Raw genomic sequence first — 18,555 nt, 5'->3', positions numbered from 1 at the left:
GGGTGGGCCAGATATGAAAAATCCCACCGGCATGCGGGGCACGCCGGTGGGATCGATTTGTTGCCGGGCCTTACTTGATGCGTTGACCCGGCTTGGCGCCGCTGTCCGGGCTCAGCAGGTAGATTTCTTCACCGCCAGGGCCGGCGGCCATCACCATGCCTTCGGAGATACCGAACTTCATTTTCCGTGGCTTGAGGTTGGCGATCATCATGGTCAGGCGCCCGTCGAGTTTCGACGGATCCGGGTACGCGCTCTTGATCCCGGAGAACACGTTGCGTTGCTCGTCACCGATGTCCAGGGTCAGGCGCAGCAGCTTGTCAGCACCTTCGACGTGTTCGGCTTTGACGATCAGTGCGACGCGCAGGTCGATCGCGGCAAAGGCGTCGAAGTCGATTTCCGGCGACAGCGGATCCTTGGCCAGTTCGCCGTTGCCGGCCGGAGCGGTTGCACCGGTGTCGGTCTGGCTGGCGGTCAGGTCTTCTTTCGAGGCGTCGGACATGGCTTGTACTTTCACCGGGTCGATGCGGGTCATCAACGGTTTGAATTCGTTCAACTGGTGGTTGGCCAGCAGGGTGGTGTGGTCGTTCCAGGTCAGCGGGGCGACGTTGAGGAACGCCTCGGCATCGGCGGCCAGCAACGGCAACACCGGCTTGAGGAAGATCACCAGTTGGCGGAACAGGTTGATGCCGGTGGCGCAGATCGCCTGGACTTCATCCTGCTTGCCTTCCTGTTTATTCAACGACCACGGCGCCTTGTCAGCGATCCACGCGTTGGCGCGGTCGGCCAGGGCCATGGTTTCACGCATGGCGCGGGCGAAGTCGCGGGCTTCATAGGCGTCGGCAATGCTTGGCGCAGCGGCGAGGAAAGCCTCGGTCAGCTCCGGCGCAGCGTTTTGGTCGACCAGCAGACCGGCGTTGCCTTTTTGAATGAAACCGGCGCATCGGCTGGCAATGTTGACCACTTTGCCGACCAGATCCGAGTTGACCTTCTGCACGAAGTCTTCGAGGTTCAGGTCGAGGTCATCGACGCCACGGCCCAGTTTGGCCGCGTAGTAGTAGCGCAGGTATTCCGGCGACAGGTGATCCAGATACGTACGGGCCTTGATGAAGGTGCCGCGCGACTTGGACATTTTCTGGCCGTTGACGGTCAGGTAGCCGTGCACGTTGATGCCGGTCGGCTTGCGGTAACCCGCGCCTTCGAGCATCGCTGGCCAGAACAGCGCGTGGAAGTTGACGATGTCCTTGCCGATGAAATGGTACAGCTCGGCGGTGGAATCCTTGCCCCAGAACGCGTCGAAGTCCAGCTCCGGCGTGCGGTCGCAGAGGTTCTTGAAGCTGGCCATGTAGCCGATCGGCGCGTCCAGCCACACGTAGAAATACTTGCCCGGCTCGCCCGGGATCTCGAAACCGAAGTACGGCGCATCGCGGGAGATGTCCCATTGCTGCAGGCCGGCGTCCAGCCATTCGGCGATCTTGTTGGCCACGGCGTCTTGCAGTGTGCCGCTGCGGGTCCAGGCCTGCAGCATTTGCTGAAAGTCTGGCAGTTTGAAGAAGAAGTGCTGGGAATCCTTGAGCACCGGGGTGGCGCCAGAGATCGCCGACTTCGGATCCTTCAGATCGGTCGGGGCGTAGGTTGCACCGCATTTCTCGCAGTTGTCGCCGTACTGATCTTCAGTGCCGCATTTCGGGCAGGTGCCCTTGATGAAGCGGTCGGCCAGGAACATTTTCTTTTCCGGGTCGAAATACTGGGTGATCGAGCGTTGGGCAATGTGCCCGGCGTCACGCAGCTTGATGTAGATCTGGCTCGACAGCTCACGGTTTTCTTCGGCGTGAGTGGAGTGGAAGTTGTCGAAATCGACCAGGAACTCGGCAAAGTCGGCGCTGTGTTCAGCCTGTACGTTGGCGATCAGTTGTTCCGGGGTGATGCCTTCCTTTTCCGCGCGCAGCATGATCGCCGAACCGTGGGCGTCGTCGGCGCAGACATAAATGCACTGGTTGCCGCGATGCTTCTGGAAGCGCACCCACATATCGGTCTGGATATATTCCAGCATATGGCCAAGGTGAATCGAACCGTTGGCGTAGGGCAGGGCGCTGGTGACGAGGATCTTGCGTGGTTCGGACATGTGGGGCTTCGCTACTTGATGAAACGGAGGTCGGCCACTATAAAGCGCTGGCGCATATTTTTCACCCTGTGCGCCTGTTTCATTGGATGAGCAGACGGAAAAAATCGCAGCCTGCGGCAGCTCCTGCAGACGTACGTCGATCTCCTGCAGGAGCTGCCGAAGGCTGCGATCTTTTTCAGGTACGATACCCGCCATCTATTCCCAGTCTTGTTATCGGAGTTGCCCATGAGCGCCGTCACTCGCGCAGCGGTGGAAGCCGTCCTCAGCCAATACACCGACCCTTACCTTAACCAGGATCCGGTCAGCGCCGGTTGCGTGAAGCACATCGAGATCGTCGGTGATCGCGTCAACGTGCAGCTGGAAATCGGTTACGCCGCCGGTCTGTTCAAGAGCGGCTGGGCGCAACTGCTGCAACTGGCCATCGAAAACCTCGACGGCGTGGTGATCGCCAAGGTTGAAGTGAACAGCGTGATCGCCGCGCACAAGGCGCAGGCGCAGATTCCCGGGCTGGCCAACGTCAAGAACGTGGTCGCCGTGGCGTCCGGCAAGGGCGGCGTGGGCAAATCGACCACCGCCGCCAACCTCGCTCTGGCCCTGGCCCGTGAAGGCGCCAAGGTCGGCATTCTCGACGCCGATATCTACGGCCCGAGCCAGGGCATCATGTTCGGCATCCCCGAGCGCACCCGCCCTGAAATCAAGGATCAGAAATGGTTCGTGCCGCTCAAGGCCCATGGTGTGGAAGTCATGTCGATGGCGTTCCTGACCGACGACAACACGCCGATGGTCTGGCGTGGGCCGATGGTTTCCGGGGCGTTGCTGCAATTGGTCACGCAAACCGCGTGGGGCGATCTGGATTATCTGGTGATCGACATGCCGCCAGGCACTGGCGACATTCAACTGACCCTGGCGCAGAAAGTCCCGGTGGCTGGCGCGGTAATCGTCACCACACCACAGGATCTGGCCTTGCTCGACGCGCGCAAAGGCGTGGAAATGTTCCGCAAGGTCAACATTCCGGTGCTGGGCGTGGTGGAAAACATGGCCGTGCACATCTGCTCGAACTGCGGGCATGCCGAGCATCTGTTCGGTGAGGGCGGTGGTGAGAAGCTGGCGACCCAGTACGGCGTCGAACTGCTGGCTTCACTGCCGCTGTCGATGCTGATCCGCGAGCAGGCCGACGGCGGCAAGCCAACGGTGATTGCCGAGCCGGACAGCCAGATCGCCATGGTCTATCAGGAACTGGCCCGCCATGTCGGCGCGCGGATTGTGTTGCAGGAAGCGGCGACGCCGGCGATGCCGAATATCACCATCAGCGACGATTGATACATCAGCAACACCGATAACCCTGTAGGAGTGAGCCTGCTCGCGATAGCGGAATAACATTCAACAGATTTGTTGAATGAATGACCGCAATCGCGAGCAGGCTCACTCCTACATTTGTTTTGTGTTGGCAGTTAGATCCGCAACCCGCCATCCATCTCCAGAATCCGCCCGGTGTAGTAGTCGTTTTCGAAGATGTACGCCGCCGAGTGCGCAATCTCTTCCGGCTTGCCCATGCGCTTGAGCGGAATCCCCGAAGTCATCTTCTCCAGCGCTTCCGGCTTCATGCCCAGGGTCATCTCGGTTTCAATGAAGCCCGGGGCAATCCCCGCCACACGAATGCCATATCGCGCCAGTTCTTTCGCCCATGTCACCGTCGCCGCCGCTACACCGGCCTTGGCCGCCGAATAGTTGGTCTGGCCAACGTTGCCTGCACGCGAGATCGACGAGATATTGATGATCGCGCCGCTGGTCTTCAGCTCAACCATTTTTGCCGCCACTTCACGGGTGCAGAGGAACACGCCGGTCAGGTTGACGTCGATGACGGCCTGCCACTGTGCCAGGCTCATCTTGGTCATTTCGCCGTCCTTGACCTTGAGCAGCAGGCCATCACGGAGGATCCCAGCGTTGTTGATCAGGCCGTGGATCGCGCCGAAGTCGGCGGCGACCTGGGCGACCATGTGCTCGACCTGCTCTTCATTGGCGACGTTGCAAAGATAGCTGCGCGCCTCGACGCCCTTGGCTTTGCAGGCCGCGACCGCGTCGTCGAGTTTTTCCTGATTGAGGTCGACCAGCGCGAGCTTCGCGCCTTTGCCGGCGAAATACTCGGCCATCGAGCGGCCCAAACCCTGGCAACCGCCAGTGATAATGATTACTTTGTCGTTGAGTTGCATTCGCATGCCCCGATAGCAGTCTGAGTCGTTTTTGTTTTCAGCGACTCCCGATCTGCACCGGCCGTGGCTGGGTTGCACATGAGAGTTGCCCGCTGGCGTGACTGGGACTTGATCCCGGGCGCCTGTCCGTTTTTTCGACGGATTCTATTTAAGGAGTCATAAATTGAGCGTTGAAGTGGCGAAGAATGCCCGAGAATTGCTTCTCAAGGAATACCGTGGAGTGCTGTCGACCCACTCCAAATCGATGCCCGGTTTTCCTTTTGGCTCCGTGGTGCCGTACTGCCTGGACGAGCAGGGTCGGCCGCTGATCCTGATCAGCCGCATCGCCCAGCACACCCACAACCTGCAAAAAGACCCGAAGTGCTCATTGCTCGTCGGCGAGCGTGAGGCAGATGATGTGCAAGCCGTTGGTCGCCTGACCTATCTGGCGGAGGCGCAAAAGCTCGAAGACGTTGCCGCGATCGAAGCCGCCGCCGAGCGTTACTACCGTTATTTCCCCGATTCGCAGAACTACCACAAGGCCCACGATTTCGACTTCTGGGTGTTGAGCCCGGTGCGTCATCGCTACATCGGCGGTTTCGGCGCGATTCACTGGGTCGATCAACTGACCCTGGCCAACCCGTTCGCTGGCAAGGCTGAAATCAGCATGGTCGAGCACATGAACAGTGACCACGCCAAAGCCATCGCGCACTACGTCGACCTGGCCGGTCTGCCGAAAACCGTGCCGGCGCAACTGGCCGGGATCGACACCGAGGGCATGCACCTGCGCATCGGTCAGGCGTTGTACTGGCTGCCGTTCCCGGCACCTTGTAATACGCCGACACAAGTGCGCGAAGCCTTGGTTTCTCTGGCTCACGCCGAGGTCTGGCCAAAAAATGAGGTGGCTGGTGCTTGAATTCACGAAAGGGCGACGTCATCTAAGGCTTACTGCAAGGCATTTCTTGCGTTGAGGAAACTTTGATGCGCCCTTTTCTGTTGCTCTTTCTGCTGTTTCCGGTGCTGGAGCTGTTCGTATTCGTCAAAGTGGCAGGGGCTATCGGGTTTTTCCCGGCCCTGCTGCTGATCATTCTCGGCTCGATGTTCGGCATTTTCGTGCTGCGCGTCGCCGGTCTGGCCACTGCATTGCGTGCCCGTGAAAGCCTGAACCGCGGCGAACTGCCTGCGCAAACCATGCTGGAAGGTTTGATGCTGGCATTGGCCGGTGGCCTGTTGATCCTGCCGGGCTTCATCAGTGACGTGGTCGGTCTGGTGATGTTGCTGCCATTCACCCGTCGCCTGCTGGCGAACAAAATGCGCCAGCGCGCCGAAGAACAGGCCATGCGCCAGCGTGCGTTCGCCGACGACCTGCAACCCCGTGGCGGTCCTGCACCGCGCCAGCCTCTGGGCCGCGAGGGTGACGTGATCGAAGGCGAGTTCGAACACCGGGACTCCAAGTAACATCTGCATCGACACGGCACCTTCGGGTGCCGTGTTCGTTTATGGGCTGCTTTTGTGCAGCACATAGGTGAAAATTTTTTCGCCTCGCCCTTGTAATAAGCTTATGCGCCCTTATGTATCGGTCACCGAAAGGTTTCCGGTATTTGAACCGGACAGACTTCCGCGGTTCGCTCGACGAACCGCAACCGGCGCAGGCCGGATTTGTTAAACCCGCCGGGACTACACCGGCCGATGAAAACCACAATTAGGAGAGATCGACAATGAAGCTTCGTCCTCTGCATGACCGCGTCGTAATCCGTCGCAGCGAAGAAGAAAAGAAAACCGCTGGCGGTATCGTCCTGCCAGGTTCGGCTGCTGAAAAAGCCAACCACGGTGTGATTCTCGCTGTAGGCCCGGGCAAAGCTCTGGAAAACGGCGAAGTGCGCGCACTGTCCGTGAAAGAAGGCGACAAGGTTGTGTTCGGTCCTTACTCCGGCAGCAACACAGTGAAAGTCGACGGCGAAGACCTGTTGGTAATGAGCGAGAACGAAATCCTCGCTGTTATCGAAGGCTGATAACCCCGTTCATTTTCCCGCTACTACAAAGTATTTAAGGAATATCGATCATGGCTGCTAAAGAAGTTCTGTTTGGCGATTCCGCCCGTAAAAAAATGCTCAAGGGCGTCAACGTCCTGGCAGACGCAGTAAAAGCGACCCTGGGCCCGAAAGGCCGTAACGTGATCATCGAGAAGAGCTTCGGCGCTCCGACCATCACCAAGGACGGCGTTTCCGTCGCCAAAGAAATCGAACTCGAAGATCGCTTCGAAAACATGGGCGCGCAGCTGGTCAAAGACGTTGCCTCCCGTGCCAACGATGACGCTGGTGACGGTACTACCACCGCTACCGTTCTGGCTCAGTCGATCGTCAACGAAGGCCTGAAAGCCGTCGCTGCCGGCATGAACCCGATGGACCTGAAGCGCGGTATCGACAAAGCGACCATCGCTATCGTCAAAGAGCTGAAGAACCTGTCCAAGCCATGCGCTGACACCAAGGCCATCGCTCAGGTAGGCACCATCTCCGCCAACTCCGACAACTCCATCGGCGACATCATTGCCGAAGCCATGGAAAAAGTCGGTAAAGAAGGCGTGATCACCGTTGAAGAAGGCACTGGCCTGGAAAACGAACTGTCGGTTGTTGAAGGCATGCAGTTCGACCGTGGCTACCTGTCCCCGTACTTCGTCAACAAGCCAGAGACCATGGTTGCCGAGCTGGACAGCCCGCTGATCCTGCTGGTCGACAAAAAGATCTCGAACATCCGTGAAATGCTGCCAGTGCTGGAAGCCGTTGCCAAAGCCGGCCGTCCACTGCTGATCGTTTCCGAAGACGTTGAAGGCGAAGCCCTGGCGACTCTGGTTGTAAACAACATGCGTGGCATCGTTAAAGTCGCAGCCGTCAAGGCGCCAGGCTTCGGCGACCGTCGTAAGGCCATGCTGCAGGACATCGCTGTTCTGACCGGCGGTACCGTTATCTCCGAAGAGATCGGCCTGAGCCTGGAAGCAGCTACCCTGGAAAACCTGGGCAGCGCCAAGCGTGTGACCATTTCCAAGGAAAACACCATCATCGTTGACGGTGCCGGCGCAGATTCCGACATCCAGGCGCGTATCGCTCAGATTCGTGCTCAGGTTGGTGAAACTTCCTCGGACTACGACCGTGAAAAACTGCAAGAGCGTCTGGCCAAGCTGTCCGGCGGCGTTGCAGTGATCAAGGTTGGCGCTGGTTCCGAAGTTGAAATGAAAGAGAAGAAAGCCCGCGTTGAAGACGCCCTGCACGCAACCCGTGCAGCCGTTGAAGAAGGCGTGGTACCTGGCGGTGGCGTTGCGCTGATCCGCGCTCTGCAAACCCTGGTTGACCTGAAAGGCGACAACGCTGATCAGGACGTGGGTATCGCTGTGCTGCGTCGCGCTGTTGAAGCACCGCTGCGTCAGATCGCTGCCAACAGCGGCGACGAGCCAAGCGTTGTCGTCAACGAAGTCAAGAACGGCAAAGGTAACTTCGGTTACAACGCTGCGACTGGCGAATACGGCGACATGATCGAAATGGGCATCCTGGACCCAACCAAGGTGACTCGTTCCGCTCTGCAAGCGGCATCGTCGATCGGCGGTCTGATCCTGACCACCGAAGCAGCTGTAGCTGACGCGCCGAAGAAAGACGGCGCTGCAGGCGGCGGCATGCCTGACATGGGCGGCATGGGTGGCATGGGCGGCATGATGTAAGCCAGCCTTACCCCTGTAACGCAAAACCCCGCTGGCGCAAGCCAGCGGGGTTTTTTATTGCCTTTGATTTAGTGTTGGCGCAAGTCCGAGTAATCGTTCATCGCTGGCAAGCCAGCTCCCACAGTGATTCGAGCGTTCACAAAATGTGTGCTCGGCACCAACCCTGTGGGAGCTGGCTTGCCAGCGATGGCGTCAGATCAGGCGCTGACCGGTTGCGCCTCGACCACGGCCGCGGTTTTCACCGCCGGGCGATACAGCACCCAGTAATACGACCCCAGACAAATCAGCCAGCAGAAAATCGCCGTCCACACGTTGTGCGAAAAGAAGTGCGCACCCTGCATCATCCGGCTGATCGAAAACACCGAACCCAGCGCGAAGGCAAAGATAAACGCCTGACGGGCCAGACGCGGACGGCGATCACGCAGGACAAAGAACAGCGCAAACAAGGTGAACCCCGTCGCCGCATGGCCACCAGGCCAGCAACGGCCGGGTTTGTCGGTTTGTGGACGATGTTCCATCAGTTTGCTGTAGGTTTCATGCCCGCCAAATTGCTCCAGGCTCCATGGGCACTGCACCGCCGTCACGGCTTTGACCGGGGTAACGAACGAGGTCGCCAGGCCCAGCGACAGCACCAGACAGCCCAGTTCGCGCTTGAACGGTTTCAGTCTGCCGACGAAGAACGAGCTGATGAAGCCGAGGATGGCAAACACCGAGAACGCAATGACCACCTGCTTGGCGCGATCATGGAGGATGTCTTCAAGGAAAAAACTGTGTCGCCCGATAAAGTCACCTGCGACCGGGTCATAGAACAGTCGGGCCAGATCCATGTCCAGATCAGTCAATTCAAGCAGCACCAGAATGATCGCCGCGACGGTGGGTATTCCCAGGCATAACCAAAAATTCAGTGGCCTGGAAACGGGGCGGGCAGAAGTCGACACCATGGGGCAATTCCTTGGTCGTAAATAGGGTCTGAAGAGCGCAACCGCGCGGAGTCTGCGCGCGTGCGCGTCGCCGATTTGTTAACCGAAAGTGAAAAAAACGTTGGCATGCACAATGAGCTTTTTCTCGTTAAACAACCCGACGCACGCCTAGCTCTGAGCCACACTTGGCCGTAAGCTGCGCGGGCCAAGACGGCCGTTACCCCGTACGGAGGAGGTGCCCATGCGAATTCTATTGGTCGAAGACAACCGCGACATCCTGGCCAATCTGGCCGATTATCTGGGCCTCAAAGGCTATACCGTCGATTGCGCCCAGGACGGTCTGTCGGGCCTGCACCTGGCCGCCACCGAGCATTACGACCTGATCGTGCTCGACATCATGTTGCCCGGCATCGATGGCTACACCCTGTGCAAACGCCTGCGTGAGGATGCCCGCCGGGACACGCCGGTGATCATGCTCACCGCTCGCGATCAACTGGACGATCGTTTGCAAGGCTTCAAGTCCGGGGCTGACGATTACCTCATCAAGCCATTTGCCTTGTCTGAACTCGCGGCGCGGGTCGAAGCGGTGATGCGACGTGCTCAGGGTGGTGGCCGCCGGGCCCTGAAAGTCGCAGATCTGAGTTACGACCTCGACACGCTGGAAGTGACCCGCGATGGCAAACTGCTCAAGCTCAACCCGGTAGGCCTCAAGCTTCTGGCCGTGTTGATGCAGAAGAGCCCACACGTACTGCGTCGGGAAATTCTCGAAGAAGCGTTGTGGGGCGATGATTGCCCGGACAGCGACAGCCTGCGCAGCCACGTTCACCAACTGCGACAAGTCATTGATAAACCTTTTGCCAAACCACTGCTGCACACTGTGCACGGGGTGGGTTACCGGCTGGCCGACGTGTAATGGAGTTCAGGCAAAGTCTTTCCCAGCGGATCATCATTGCTTTTGCCTTGATGAGCGCACTTGTGGCCGGCGCCTTCGCGATGGGCATCGTCGCGACCGTGCACCTGGTGGAAGAAAAATTGATTTCGGCGGGGCTGGGCGGCGATCTGCAACGGCTTCTGCTGATGGACAACGTTTCGGACTGGAGCCATCGCCCGGAACCCGACCAGTTGTTCTATTTCAGTGGCGGGCCGGGCGATTTTGAGCTGCCCAAGGACCTGCGTCACCTCGATTCGGGTTTCCATGAAGTGTTCCGCGAGCAGCTGTCGTATCACGCGATGGTCGAGGTCGTCGACGGTCGGCGTTATGTGCTGCTGCAGGATCAAAGTGATTTCGAAGAGCGCGAGCGCGTGCTGTTTGCCGTGGTGCTGGTCGGCTTCGTGCTCAGTCTGGCCCTGGCGGTATTCCTCGGGTGGGTGCTGGCGCGCAAGGTAATGGCGCCGGTGGTGCGACTGGCCCGGCAGGTGCGCCATCGCGATCAGTTGCTCGGTCTGGCGCCGCCGCTGGCACCGGATTATGCGGCAGACGAGGTGGGTGAACTGGCGGTGGCGTTCGATGCCACGCTGGGACGCCTTCGTCAGGCGCTGACGCGTGAAAGGTTGTTCACCAGCGACGTCAGCCATGAATTGCGCACGCCGTTGATGGTATTGGCCAGTTCCTGCGAACTGCTGTTGGAGAACCCGGGGATCGACCAGCGCGGCCGCTCGCAAGTCGAGCGAATTGCCCGCGCCAGTGAGGAAATGCGCGAGCTGGTGCAGACCTTCCTCATGCTGGCGCGCGCCCAGCACGAAGATGCGGGGATGGCTCTGCAGCAGAATCTCTCGCAGGTGGCCGAAAACTTATTGTGTCTGTGGCGCGGGCCGATCGAGAGCAAAGGCCTGAATCTGGTCTTCGAACCTGGCAATCCGACGGACGCTCGTTACAACGCGACCCTGTTGAATGCCGTGATGGGTAACCTGTTGCGTAACGCGCTGCATTACACCGAGAAAGGCTTCATTCGCCTGACACTCACGGCCAACGGCTTTGTGGTGGAAGACTCCGGTGTCGGCATTCCGGAAGAAAAGCGTGAAGCCATGTTCGAGCCTTTCGTGCGTGGCAGCGAAAAGCGCGGCGAAGGCTTGGGGTTGGGATTGTCGCTGGTTCAGCGGATCTGCGAGAACCAGGGCTGGACCGTCAGCTTGAGCACGATGGAACCCAATGGCTGCCGCTTCGAGGTGGATCTGGGCAAAATCTGACGCACGGAGTCGCTCGATGCTACTCCCTCCTTCCTGTCTAAATCCTGTATAACGATGTAATAATTTGTCTATTTACCGGACATTTTTTTCACAAATGGATGACCTGACGCTGACATGCCGCTCCTTAAGGTGGTGACATCAGCAATTCAGGAGTCCAGGTGATGGCCGGTCCGATCAAACTCGATTTTTCCGAGAAGTACGACGATCAACACGCGCAGAAATACCTGCGCAAGCACAAAGAAAGCCTTGGACGTCGTCTCTCCCATTGGCGTGACGAACAGCTAGCCCGCAAGGCGCTGGCGTTGGTGGGTGAGCCGGGACTGGTGCTGGATTTGCCTTGCGGTGCCGGGCGTTTCTGGCCGTTGTTGGGCGAAAAGGCCAACCGGGTGATTATCGGCGCGGACAATTCCGAGTCGATGATCAAGACGGCCATGGAGTCGCAACCGGCGGATGTAGTGAAACGGGTACAACCCTTGCACACCTCTGCCTTCGACATTGCCTTGCCTGACAACGCGGTCGACAGCATTTTCTGCATGCGTTTGCTCCACCACATCGGTGAAGCCGAGCATCGCCGGGCGATTCTGAGCGAATTCGAGCGCGTTACCCGGGACAGTGTGATCGTTTCGCTGTGGGTTGATGGCAATTTCAAAGCCTGGAAACGCCAGCGAGCCGAGCGCAACCGTGACAAACGCGAGTATCAGAATCGCTTTGTGTTACCGGCCGCTACGGTGGAAAAGGAGTTCGAGGAAGCAGGTTTTCGGATTCAGGAACAACTGGACTTTATTCCGCTCTACGCCATGTGGCGGGTTTACGTATTACGCAAGAGGTAACAGGATGGCAGTGCAATTTGCAGCAGAAACGGATGTCGCTCCGCAAGATCGCTTTGACTTTTACTGGAACCAGCGCGGCGAGTGGGTGGAAGAACCCAACGTTCGACGTGGTGGGGAAAGTGGCGTGCAAAGGGTCGTGGGGCGCGATGGTCAACTGCTGTATGCCAAGCGCCAGACCGGTCATATCTATCGCAGTTGGTTGCACCCTTTTGGCCGTCCTACTGTTTTGCGTGAACTTGATGCGCTGACCGGCGTGAGCAAGCTCGGTGTGCGCGTGCCGCAAATCGTTTTCTGCGGCGCCCAGCCTGATCCGCAGCACAAATGGCGTGCACTGCTGGTCACCAAGTCCCTGGACGGTTTCCAGGAACTGGAACATTGGCTGGCGGCTGCCGGCGGTCGCGATCAGTGCGGCGATGTGGTGTATGAGCGTGTGCTCAAGGACCTCGCCGAAAACCTGGCGCGCATGCACAAGGGCCGTTGGCAGCACAGCTGCATCTACATCAAACACGTGTTTGTGCGTGTGACGGGCGAAGGCGACTCGGCCAAGGTCGAGGTCGCTTTGATCGATCTGGAGAAATGCCGCCAGCGTCTGACCGCCTATCGCGCCGCTTCCCACGACATGAAGCAATTGCGCCGCCATTCGTCGTTCCGCGACGCGGACTGGAAAAAACTCGTCTACTTTTATGAGACGGCGTTTGGCAGCGCTATCAAAGGTTTATAGCGATGAAACTAGAAATTGCACGAGGTTTGTTTTTAGTTGGAGCCTTGGCAGTTGCGTCATTGGCGGTGGCTGCCTGGGAGCAGCCCCGCATGCAGGTGGTGGGCGCGTCCGTAGACGACGCCCACTGCGCAGTCCCACGGGTGGCGAAAGCCTCCGTGGCGACCAAACCCGATCATGATCTGTTGTTGTTCATGTTCGGACTTTCTCAAGGGATGAGGCCGCAGAGTTGAAACGATTGAAGCCCACATAAAAGGCCTCGCAGATGCGAGGCCTTTTTTATGCCCGGAGCAACACAGATCCCTTGTAGGAGTGAGCCTGCTCGCGATAGCGATTTGTCAGTTAAAAATGATTTAAATGACACACCGCTATCGCGAGCAGGCTCACTCCTACAGGGGTTATGCGGTTGGCTTGGGATCGGGTTTCGCCAGCAGGGTGTAAACGCACGGCAAGACGAACAGCGTAAACAACGTGCCAATCGACATCCCCGTGGCAATCACCATGCCGATATCAAAACGGCTCACCGCACCGGCGCCCGTGGCCAGAATCAGCGGCACCATACCAAACACCATCGCCGCCGTGGTCATCAACACCGGCCGCAAGCGAATCGCCGCCGCTTCCTCAACGGCTTCGCGCGCCGTCAGGCCCTTGTCCTTGCGCAACTGGTTGGCGAACTCGACGATCAGGATGCCGTGTTTACTGATCAGCCCGATCAGCGTCACCAACCCGACCTGGGTATAGATGTTCATGCTCGACCAGCCGAGGAACAGCGGAATCAACGCCCCACAGATCGACAACGGCACCGTCACCAGGATCACCAGCGGATCGCGGAAGCTTTCGAACTGCGCCGCCAGCACCAGAAAGATAATCGCCAGCGCCAGCGCGAAGGTTACCCACAGGGCACTGCCTTCCTGCACGAACTGTCGCGATGCGCCGCCGTAGTCGAAAGCAAACCCGGCCGGTGCTTCTTCGCGGGCAATCTGCAACACGGTGTCGATAGCTTCACCCATGCTCACCAACGGGAAACCGGAGATCTTCGCGGCGTTAAGTTGCTGGAACTGATTGAGCTGGCGCGGTCGAGCGCGGTCGCTGACCTTGATCAGCGTCGACAGCGGCAATAACTCGCCCTGAGTGTTTTTCACGTAGTAGTTGTTCAGCCAGTCCGGATTATCACGATAGGGGCGCTCGACCTGGGCAATGACCTTGTAGCTGCGCCCATCAATGGTGAAACGGTTGATTTCCGCCTCGCCCAACAGCGTCGCCAGCGTGCCGCCGAGATCCTGCATCGACACGCCCATCTGCGCTGCTTTGGCGCGGTCAATATCGACCACCACCTCGGGTTTGTCGAACGCCAGATCGAGATCGACGAAGGCGAACTTGCCCGACTCCATTGCACGTTTCTTGATCCGGTCTGCCACTTGCAGCAGTAGTTCATAGTCGTTGGCGGTGTTGACCACGAACTCAAACGGCAGGCCTTCACCGGTGCCGGGCAGGGAGGGCAGGTTGAAACCAAAGATCTGCAAGCCAGGAATGCCTTCCAGTTTGCCTTGTACCTCGGGGAGGATTTGCATCTGCGTGCGACTGCGCTCGTTCCATGGTTTGAGCAGGAAACCGCCGATGCCGGCCTGCACGCCGTTGTAGCCGTTGATCTGGAACGAGGAGTAGTACTCCGGGAATTCCTTGAAGATTTTGATGAACTCGTCGGTGTAGGTACTCAGGTAATCGAGGTTGGTTGGCTGCGGCGCAGTGGCCATCATGAAAATGATGCCCTGATCTTCGTCCGGGGCCAGTTCCGATTTGGTGAACTTGAGGAACACCGGGATCAGGCACAACACGATCACTGCGAACACCAGCACCACCGGACGCGTGTTCAGCGTGCCGTGGAGCATGCTCTGATAGCGGCGCTTGAGGCCGTCAAAAATGCGGTCGAGGCGGTGCGCGAGGCCGCTGGGATTTTCCTCGTGGCGTAGCAAAAACGCGCACATCATCGGCGACAGGGTCAGGGCGACGATCCCGGAGATCACCACGGCGCCGGCCAGGGTCAACGCAAACTCCTTGAACAACGCTCCGGTCAGCCCGGTGAGGAAACCGATCGGCGCATACACCGCCGCCAAGGTGATGGTCATCGACACCACCGGCATGGCGATTTCCCGTGCGCCTTCCAGCGCCGCATCAAATGGCGTCTTGCCTTCCTCTATATGCCGGTGAATGTTTTCCACCACGACAATCGCATCGTCCACCACCAGACCGATGGCCAGCACCATCGCCAGCAGCGTCAGCAGATTCATCGAGTAGCCCATCATCTGCATGAAGAACATCACGCCGATCATCGACAGCGGAATGGTCACCACCGGGATTACTACCGAGCGCAATGCGCCGAGGAATAGGAACACCACGACGATGACGATCAGCACCGCCTCGAACAGGGTTTTTACCACTTCATCGATCGAGGCCTGGATAAACAGTGTGGCGTCGTAGGCGATCTCGCTTTTCAGGTTCGGCGGCAGTTGCGCTTCCAGCTCCGGCATCAGCTTGCGCACTTCCTTGATCACATCCAGCGGGTTGGCGCCCGGGGTGGCCTTGATGCCGATGTACACCGACGGCGTGCCGCCAAACGAGCTGATCGAGTCGTAGTTTTCCGCGCCCATTTCCACCCGCGCGACATCACTCAGCAACACGCGGCTGTCGCCACTGACCTTGAGCGGAATCGCCGCGAAGGCTTCAGCGGATTTCAGTTCGGTGTTGGCGTTGATGCTGGTGACCACGTACTCGCCTTTCACTTCGCCAGCAGCGGAGAGGAAGTTGTACTGGCGCACGGCGTTGGTCACATCGCTGGCGCTGAGGCCGAAACCGGCGAGTTTCACCGGGTCGAGCCACAGGCGCATGGCGAACACCTGATTGCCGAGAATCTCCGCCTCGGCCATGCCCGGCAAGGTCGCCAGTTTTGGCTGGATCACCCGTGACAGGTAGTCGGTGATTTGCGGGTTGCTCAAATCCTTGCTGAAGAAGCTGATGTACATCAGCGCCGAGGCGTCGGCGGACTCCTTGCTCAGCACCGGGTCTTCGGCGTCCTGTGGCAGCTTGTTTTTCACCTCGTTGGCTTTGGCCAGCAGTTCGGTGAACAAACGGTCGGTGTTGGAGCCGATGCGCGCGTAGATCGAGATCACCGAGAAGTTCTGCCGGCTGACCGAAGTCATGTAGTCGATGCCCTCGGCGCTGGCGAGGCTCTGCTGCATAGGTTGGGTGATGTAGCCCTGAATGGTTTCGGCGTTGGCCCCGGGGTAAGCGGTGGTCACCGTGATCAGGGCGTTTTCCATTTGCGGGTATTGGCGCAGCGGCAACTTGCTCCAGGCCTGAAAGCCCAGCAGCACAATCAACAGGCTGACCACGGTGGCGAGCACCGGGCGGCGGATGAACGGATCAGTAAAAGCCATGGGATTTCCTTGATCAGTCGGCGCGCGGCGGACTGTTCTGCTCGCCGAGGGTCTTGTCGTCGCTGATGGCAATGTGGGCGCCGTTGTCCAGTTTGATCTGGCCAGCCGTTACCACTTGTTCGCCGCTCTGCACGCCCTTGTTGATCATCACCAGGCCATCGCGGCGTTCACCGGTTTCGATGAAGCGGCGTTCGGCGATCAGCACCGGTTGGCCCTTGTCGTCCTTTTCGAGACTGCCGTCTTCGGCTTTCTTTTGCCCGACCACGTAGATCGAGTTGCCGTAGAGGGTGTAGGTGATCGCGCTCTCCGGCACGACAATGTGTTTCTGCGGATCCGGCAACAACACCTCGAGGCTGGCGAACATGCCCGGCAGCAATTTGCCGTCGGGGTTGGCCAGCGTGGCGCGAACCAGAATGTTGCGCGTAGTGCTTTCGACGATCGGGTTGATCGCGCTGATCTTGCCGGCGAAGTTTTGCTTGGGATAGGCGGCGACTGCAATCTGCACCGGCTGACCGATGGCCAGTTTCGGCACCGATTGTTCGGGCAGGTAGAAGTCGGCGTAGAGGCTGCTCAAGTCCTGCAGCGTGGCGATTTTGGTGCCGCTGGCGAGGTAGTCGCCGACGTCGACCTGACGGATGCCGATGGTGCCGCTGAACGGTGCGAGGATGCGTTTTTTCGCCAGCGAAGCGTTGAGCTGATTGACCGTGGCTTTGTTTTTTTGCAGTACAGCGGAGAGCCGGTCGTACTCGCCTTTGGAGATTGCGCGGCTGTCGACCAGTTGCGCGCCACGGCCGAAGTCCAGTTGCGCCAGACCGAGATCAGCCTTGGCGGTTTCCAGCAGGGCGGTTTCGACGCCACTGTCGAGTTGCAGCAAGGGTTGCCCGGCCTTGACCTTCTGTCCGGACTCGAACTTGAGTTCGGTGACGGTGCCGGCGACTTCCAGGCTCAGCTCGACACCTTGCAGCGCCTTGAGCGTGCCGACGGTCGGCAGACGCATCTGCCACGGCTGTTCGGTGGCATTGGCCACGGCAACGCTGATCGGCGGTTTCGGCTTGGAAAAGCCCTGGATCATTGTGTAGATCGAAAAGGCTTTGTATCCGCCCAGCACCAGGACGATCAACAAAACAACACCCAACATGATCAGCATGCGGCGACGCAGCATATTTCCAGTTCCTTGGATAAATCAGGTGAGACAGGCGGGCACATTACTCCGAGTACAGGGGGGATTCCAACTGGCAGTTCTTACAGGGGGGCGCAAAAAGATCGCAGCCTGCGGCAGTTCCTGCAGAGGAGTGCATTCCAATGCAGGAGCTGCCGCAGGCTGCGATCTTTTAAGGCAGTTTTACGCCATCAAGTGCAGATGGTTGTCCCAGAGCCCCGCCGGTAATTCCAGTGGCTTGGCCAGCAGCTCATCCTGACGGCAATCGTAGTAACGGCAACGTCCTTGCCCGGAGGTCACGACAAAACCGTCCTTCACCGCACCCACACCCGCGCAATCGGGCAACGGCGCGTCGAGGCGCACCTCGCCACTGTCCAGATCCCAGATAAAGAAGCGGTTGCCACGCGGCGCCGTCAGCGCAACCAGGCGCAAGTCGCTGTGCACCGCAACACTGGCGGTGTAATGCCCCATCGACTGCAACTGATGCTCCGGCAACGGGAACGCCACGAACGGCTGCCCCGGACGCTTGATCGCCAGCAACTCCGAACGCTCATGCGAGGCGCCCATGAACTGCTGACCGGCGACGATGGTGCCATCGCTGGCGATGCCCAGATGGCGCACGCTGTTCATCTGCTGGGCGAGGGTTTCCTTGCTCAGCAGGGTGCCATCGCGCTGCATCAGCACCAGACTTGGCTCCATGGCGTTGAGGTTCATGTCGACGCGGCTTTCTGCCTCGGTACGAATCCCGCCATTGGCCACCACCAGCGTCTCGCCATCGGGCATCCACGACACCTGATGCGGGCCGAGGCCGTGGGTGGAAATTTCGCCGGTGTGCACCAGCCGTTCGCCTTCGAACTTGTACACACCGAGCAAACCACGGCCAGGATCGGTGGTGTCGTTCTCGGTGGCGTACAGGTATTCGCCGTCCTTGTGCACCACGGCGTGGCCGTAGAAATGCCGGTTCGGCTGCGACGTCACGGTCTGCAGCAACGTGCCGTCGCGCAGGTCGATCAGGTAACTCTCGGTGCCTGGACGACGGGCGACGAACAGCGCGATCGACTGCGTCGGGTGGTTGATGATGTCGTGGCAACGCTGGCCGACTTCGGTGGCGAACACCCGGGTGCCGTCCAGCCGATAGCCGACGGCGTAGTGCTTGCCGTCGGTGTCGTCGCGTGCCGACAGCAGCAGCGGGCTCTGATCCTTGCGTTTGAACAGCGTCCAGCCGCCCAGCGTCACTGCTCCCAGCAGTGCACTACCTAAAGTCAGAACCTGACGTCGCAGCATGGC

At 59.2% G+C, this 18,555-nt stretch carries 16 protein-coding genes; 10 read left to right on the top strand and 6 right to left on the bottom strand.

Going from position 1 to position 18,555, the window contains the following annotated elements; all coding sequences use genetic code 11:
* Positions 1-70 precede the first annotated feature (70 nt).
* Positions 71-2,122 carry a methionine--tRNA ligase gene (gene metG, locus J0G10_RS24745; RefSeq protein WP_220556928.1) on the bottom strand — a complete coding sequence of 684 codons (2,052 nt, stop codon included), beginning with the start codon at positions 2,120-2,122 and terminating at the stop codon, positions 71-73.
* Positions 2,123-2,347: 225 nt separating this feature from the next.
* On the opposite strand from metG, the gene apbC reads away from it, so the two are divergent.
* Positions 2,348-3,442, top strand: coding sequence for an iron-sulfur cluster carrier protein ApbC (apbC, locus tag J0G10_RS24740; RefSeq protein ID WP_095048283.1), 1,095 nt, complete (start codon positions 2,348-2,350; stop codon positions 3,440-3,442).
* A 131-nt stretch (positions 3,443-3,573) separates the two neighbouring features.
* On the opposite strand, the gene J0G10_RS24735 is transcribed toward apbC, so the two are convergent.
* The gene (locus J0G10_RS24735) at positions 3,574-4,332 is read right to left on the bottom strand and encodes an SDR family oxidoreductase (protein WP_064391936.1); all 759 of its coding nucleotides are present in this window, start codon (positions 4,330-4,332) and stop codon (positions 3,574-3,576) included.
* Between the two features lie 163 nt (positions 4,333-4,495).
* On the opposite strand from J0G10_RS24735, the gene J0G10_RS24730 reads away from it, so the two are divergent.
* From J0G10_RS24730 to groL, 4 genes are all read left to right on the top strand, one after another.
* Positions 4,496-5,227, top strand: coding sequence for a HugZ family pyridoxamine 5'-phosphate oxidase (locus J0G10_RS24730; protein WP_095125867.1), 732 nt, complete (start codon positions 4,496-4,498; stop codon positions 5,225-5,227).
* Positions 5,228-5,292: 65 nt separating this feature from the next.
* On the top strand, positions 5,293-5,769 hold the full coding sequence (locus J0G10_RS24725; RefSeq protein ID WP_095048280.1) for an FxsA family protein: 477 nt from the start codon (positions 5,293-5,295) through the stop codon (positions 5,767-5,769).
* 260 nt (positions 5,770-6,029) lie between these two features.
* Positions 6,030-6,323 carry a co-chaperone GroES gene (locus J0G10_RS24720; protein WP_007916610.1) on the top strand — a complete coding sequence of 98 codons (294 nt, stop codon included), beginning with the start codon at positions 6,030-6,032 and terminating at the stop codon, positions 6,321-6,323.
* A 50-nt stretch (positions 6,324-6,373) separates the two neighbouring features.
* Complete coding sequence (groL, locus tag J0G10_RS24715) at positions 6,374-8,020, top strand: chaperonin GroEL (protein WP_095048279.1); 1,647 nt, start codon at positions 6,374-6,376, stop codon at positions 8,018-8,020.
* A 197-nt stretch (positions 8,021-8,217) separates the two neighbouring features.
* On the opposite strand, the gene J0G10_RS24710 is transcribed toward groL, so the two are convergent.
* The gene (locus tag J0G10_RS24710) at positions 8,218-8,961 is read right to left on the bottom strand and encodes a phosphatase PAP2 family protein (RefSeq protein WP_095048278.1); all 744 of its coding nucleotides are present in this window, start codon (positions 8,959-8,961) and stop codon (positions 8,218-8,220) included.
* A gap of 220 nt (positions 8,962-9,181) precedes the next feature.
* Here J0G10_RS24710 and colR point away from each other — a divergent pair, with 220 nt between their 5' ends.
* The 5 genes from colR to J0G10_RS24685 all read left to right on the top strand — a co-directional run bounded on the left by colR (position 9,182) and on the right by J0G10_RS24685 (position 12,908).
* On the top strand, positions 9,182-9,853 hold the full coding sequence (colR, locus tag J0G10_RS24705) for a two-component system response regulator ColR (RefSeq protein ID WP_095048277.1): 672 nt from the start codon (positions 9,182-9,184) through the stop codon (positions 9,851-9,853).
* Positions 9,853-11,127, top strand: coding sequence for a sensor histidine kinase (locus J0G10_RS24700; protein ID WP_095048276.1), 1,275 nt, complete (start codon positions 9,853-9,855; stop codon positions 11,125-11,127). Before colR ends, J0G10_RS24700 begins: the two co-directional genes overlap by 1 nt.
* A 161-nt stretch (positions 11,128-11,288) precedes the next feature.
* Positions 11,289-11,957 (top strand): class I SAM-dependent methyltransferase, encoded by a 669-nt coding sequence (locus J0G10_RS24695; protein WP_095048275.1) that lies wholly within the window; start codon positions 11,289-11,291, stop codon positions 11,955-11,957.
* 4 nt (positions 11,958-11,961) lie between these two features.
* Positions 11,962-12,678: a lipopolysaccharide kinase InaA family protein gene (locus J0G10_RS24690; RefSeq protein WP_095048274.1), complete on the top strand. Its 717-nt coding sequence runs from the start codon at positions 11,962-11,964 to the stop codon at positions 12,676-12,678.
* A gap of 2 nt (positions 12,679-12,680) precedes the next feature.
* Positions 12,681-12,908: a hypothetical protein gene (locus J0G10_RS24685; protein ID WP_034153490.1), complete on the top strand. Its 228-nt coding sequence runs from the start codon at positions 12,681-12,683 to the stop codon at positions 12,906-12,908.
* Between the two features lie 165 nt (positions 12,909-13,073).
* Here the strand turns inward: J0G10_RS24685 and J0G10_RS24680 are convergent, their stop codons facing one another.
* The 3 genes from J0G10_RS24680 to J0G10_RS24670 form a co-directional block, all read right to left on the bottom strand.
* Entirely contained in the window at positions 13,074-16,109 is a 3,036-nt protein-coding gene (locus J0G10_RS24680) for a multidrug efflux RND transporter permease subunit (RefSeq protein WP_095125865.1), read from the bottom strand.
* 13 nt (positions 16,110-16,122) lie between these two features.
* Positions 16,123-17,271 carry an efflux RND transporter periplasmic adaptor subunit gene (locus J0G10_RS24675; RefSeq protein ID WP_095048272.1) on the bottom strand — a complete coding sequence of 383 codons (1,149 nt, stop codon included), beginning with the start codon at positions 17,269-17,271 and terminating at the stop codon, positions 16,123-16,125.
* Positions 17,272-17,451: 180 nt separating this feature from the next.
* Positions 17,452-18,552 (bottom strand): DUF1513 domain-containing protein, encoded by a 1,101-nt coding sequence (locus J0G10_RS24670; RefSeq protein WP_220556927.1) that lies wholly within the window; start codon positions 18,550-18,552, stop codon positions 17,452-17,454.
* Positions 18,553-18,555 lie beyond the last annotated feature (3 nt).

Origin of the sequence: Pseudomonas germanica (genome assembly GCF_019614655.1) — a bacterium.
Classification (GTDB): domain Bacteria; phylum Pseudomonadota; class Gammaproteobacteria; order Pseudomonadales; family Pseudomonadaceae; genus Aquipseudomonas; species Aquipseudomonas neuropathica.
This window is presented reverse-complemented; position numbering and strand designations above follow the sequence as displayed.

Bases quoted from the DNA above. Each gene is read 5' to 3' on its own strand.
- J0G10_RS24720 (WP_007916610.1), top strand. From the start codon at position 6,030: ATGAAGCTTCGTCCTCTGCATGACCGCGTCGTAATCCGTCGCAGCGAA.
- J0G10_RS24680 (WP_095125865.1), bottom strand. From the start codon at position 16,109: ATGGCTTTTACTGATCCGTTCATCCGCCGCCCGGTGCTCGCCACCGTG.
- J0G10_RS24735 (WP_064391936.1), bottom strand. From the start codon at position 4,332: ATGCAACTCAACGACAAAGTAATCATTATCACTGGCGGTTGCCAGGGT.
- groL (WP_095048279.1), top strand. From the start codon at position 6,374: ATGGCTGCTAAAGAAGTTCTGTTTGGCGATTCCGCCCGTAAAAAAATG.
- J0G10_RS24685 (WP_034153490.1), top strand. From the start codon at position 12,681: ATGAAACTAGAAATTGCACGAGGTTTGTTTTTAGTTGGAGCCTTGGCA.
- J0G10_RS24710 (WP_095048278.1), bottom strand. From the start codon at position 8,961: ATGGTGTCGACTTCTGCCCGCCCCGTTTCCAGGCCACTGAATTTTTGG.
- J0G10_RS24690 (WP_095048274.1), top strand. From the start codon at position 11,962: ATGGCAGTGCAATTTGCAGCAGAAACGGATGTCGCTCCGCAAGATCGC.
- apbC (WP_095048283.1), top strand. From the start codon at position 2,348: ATGAGCGCCGTCACTCGCGCAGCGGTGGAAGCCGTCCTCAGCCAATAC.
- J0G10_RS24675 (WP_095048272.1), bottom strand. From the start codon at position 17,271: ATGCTGCGTCGCCGCATGCTGATCATGTTGGGTGTTGTTTTGTTGATC.
- colR (WP_095048277.1), top strand. From the start codon at position 9,182: ATGCGAATTCTATTGGTCGAAGACAACCGCGACATCCTGGCCAATCTG.
- J0G10_RS24670 (WP_220556927.1), bottom strand. From the start codon at position 18,552: ATGCTGCGACGTCAGGTTCTGACTTTAGGTAGTGCACTGCTGGGAGCA.
- J0G10_RS24700 (WP_095048276.1), top strand. From the start codon at position 9,853: ATGGAGTTCAGGCAAAGTCTTTCCCAGCGGATCATCATTGCTTTTGCC.
- J0G10_RS24725 (WP_095048280.1), top strand. From the start codon at position 5,293: ATGCGCCCTTTTCTGTTGCTCTTTCTGCTGTTTCCGGTGCTGGAGCTG.
- metG (WP_220556928.1), bottom strand. From the start codon at position 2,122: ATGTCCGAACCACGCAAGATCCTCGTCACCAGCGCCCTGCCCTACGCC.
- J0G10_RS24695 (WP_095048275.1), top strand. From the start codon at position 11,289: ATGGCCGGTCCGATCAAACTCGATTTTTCCGAGAAGTACGACGATCAA.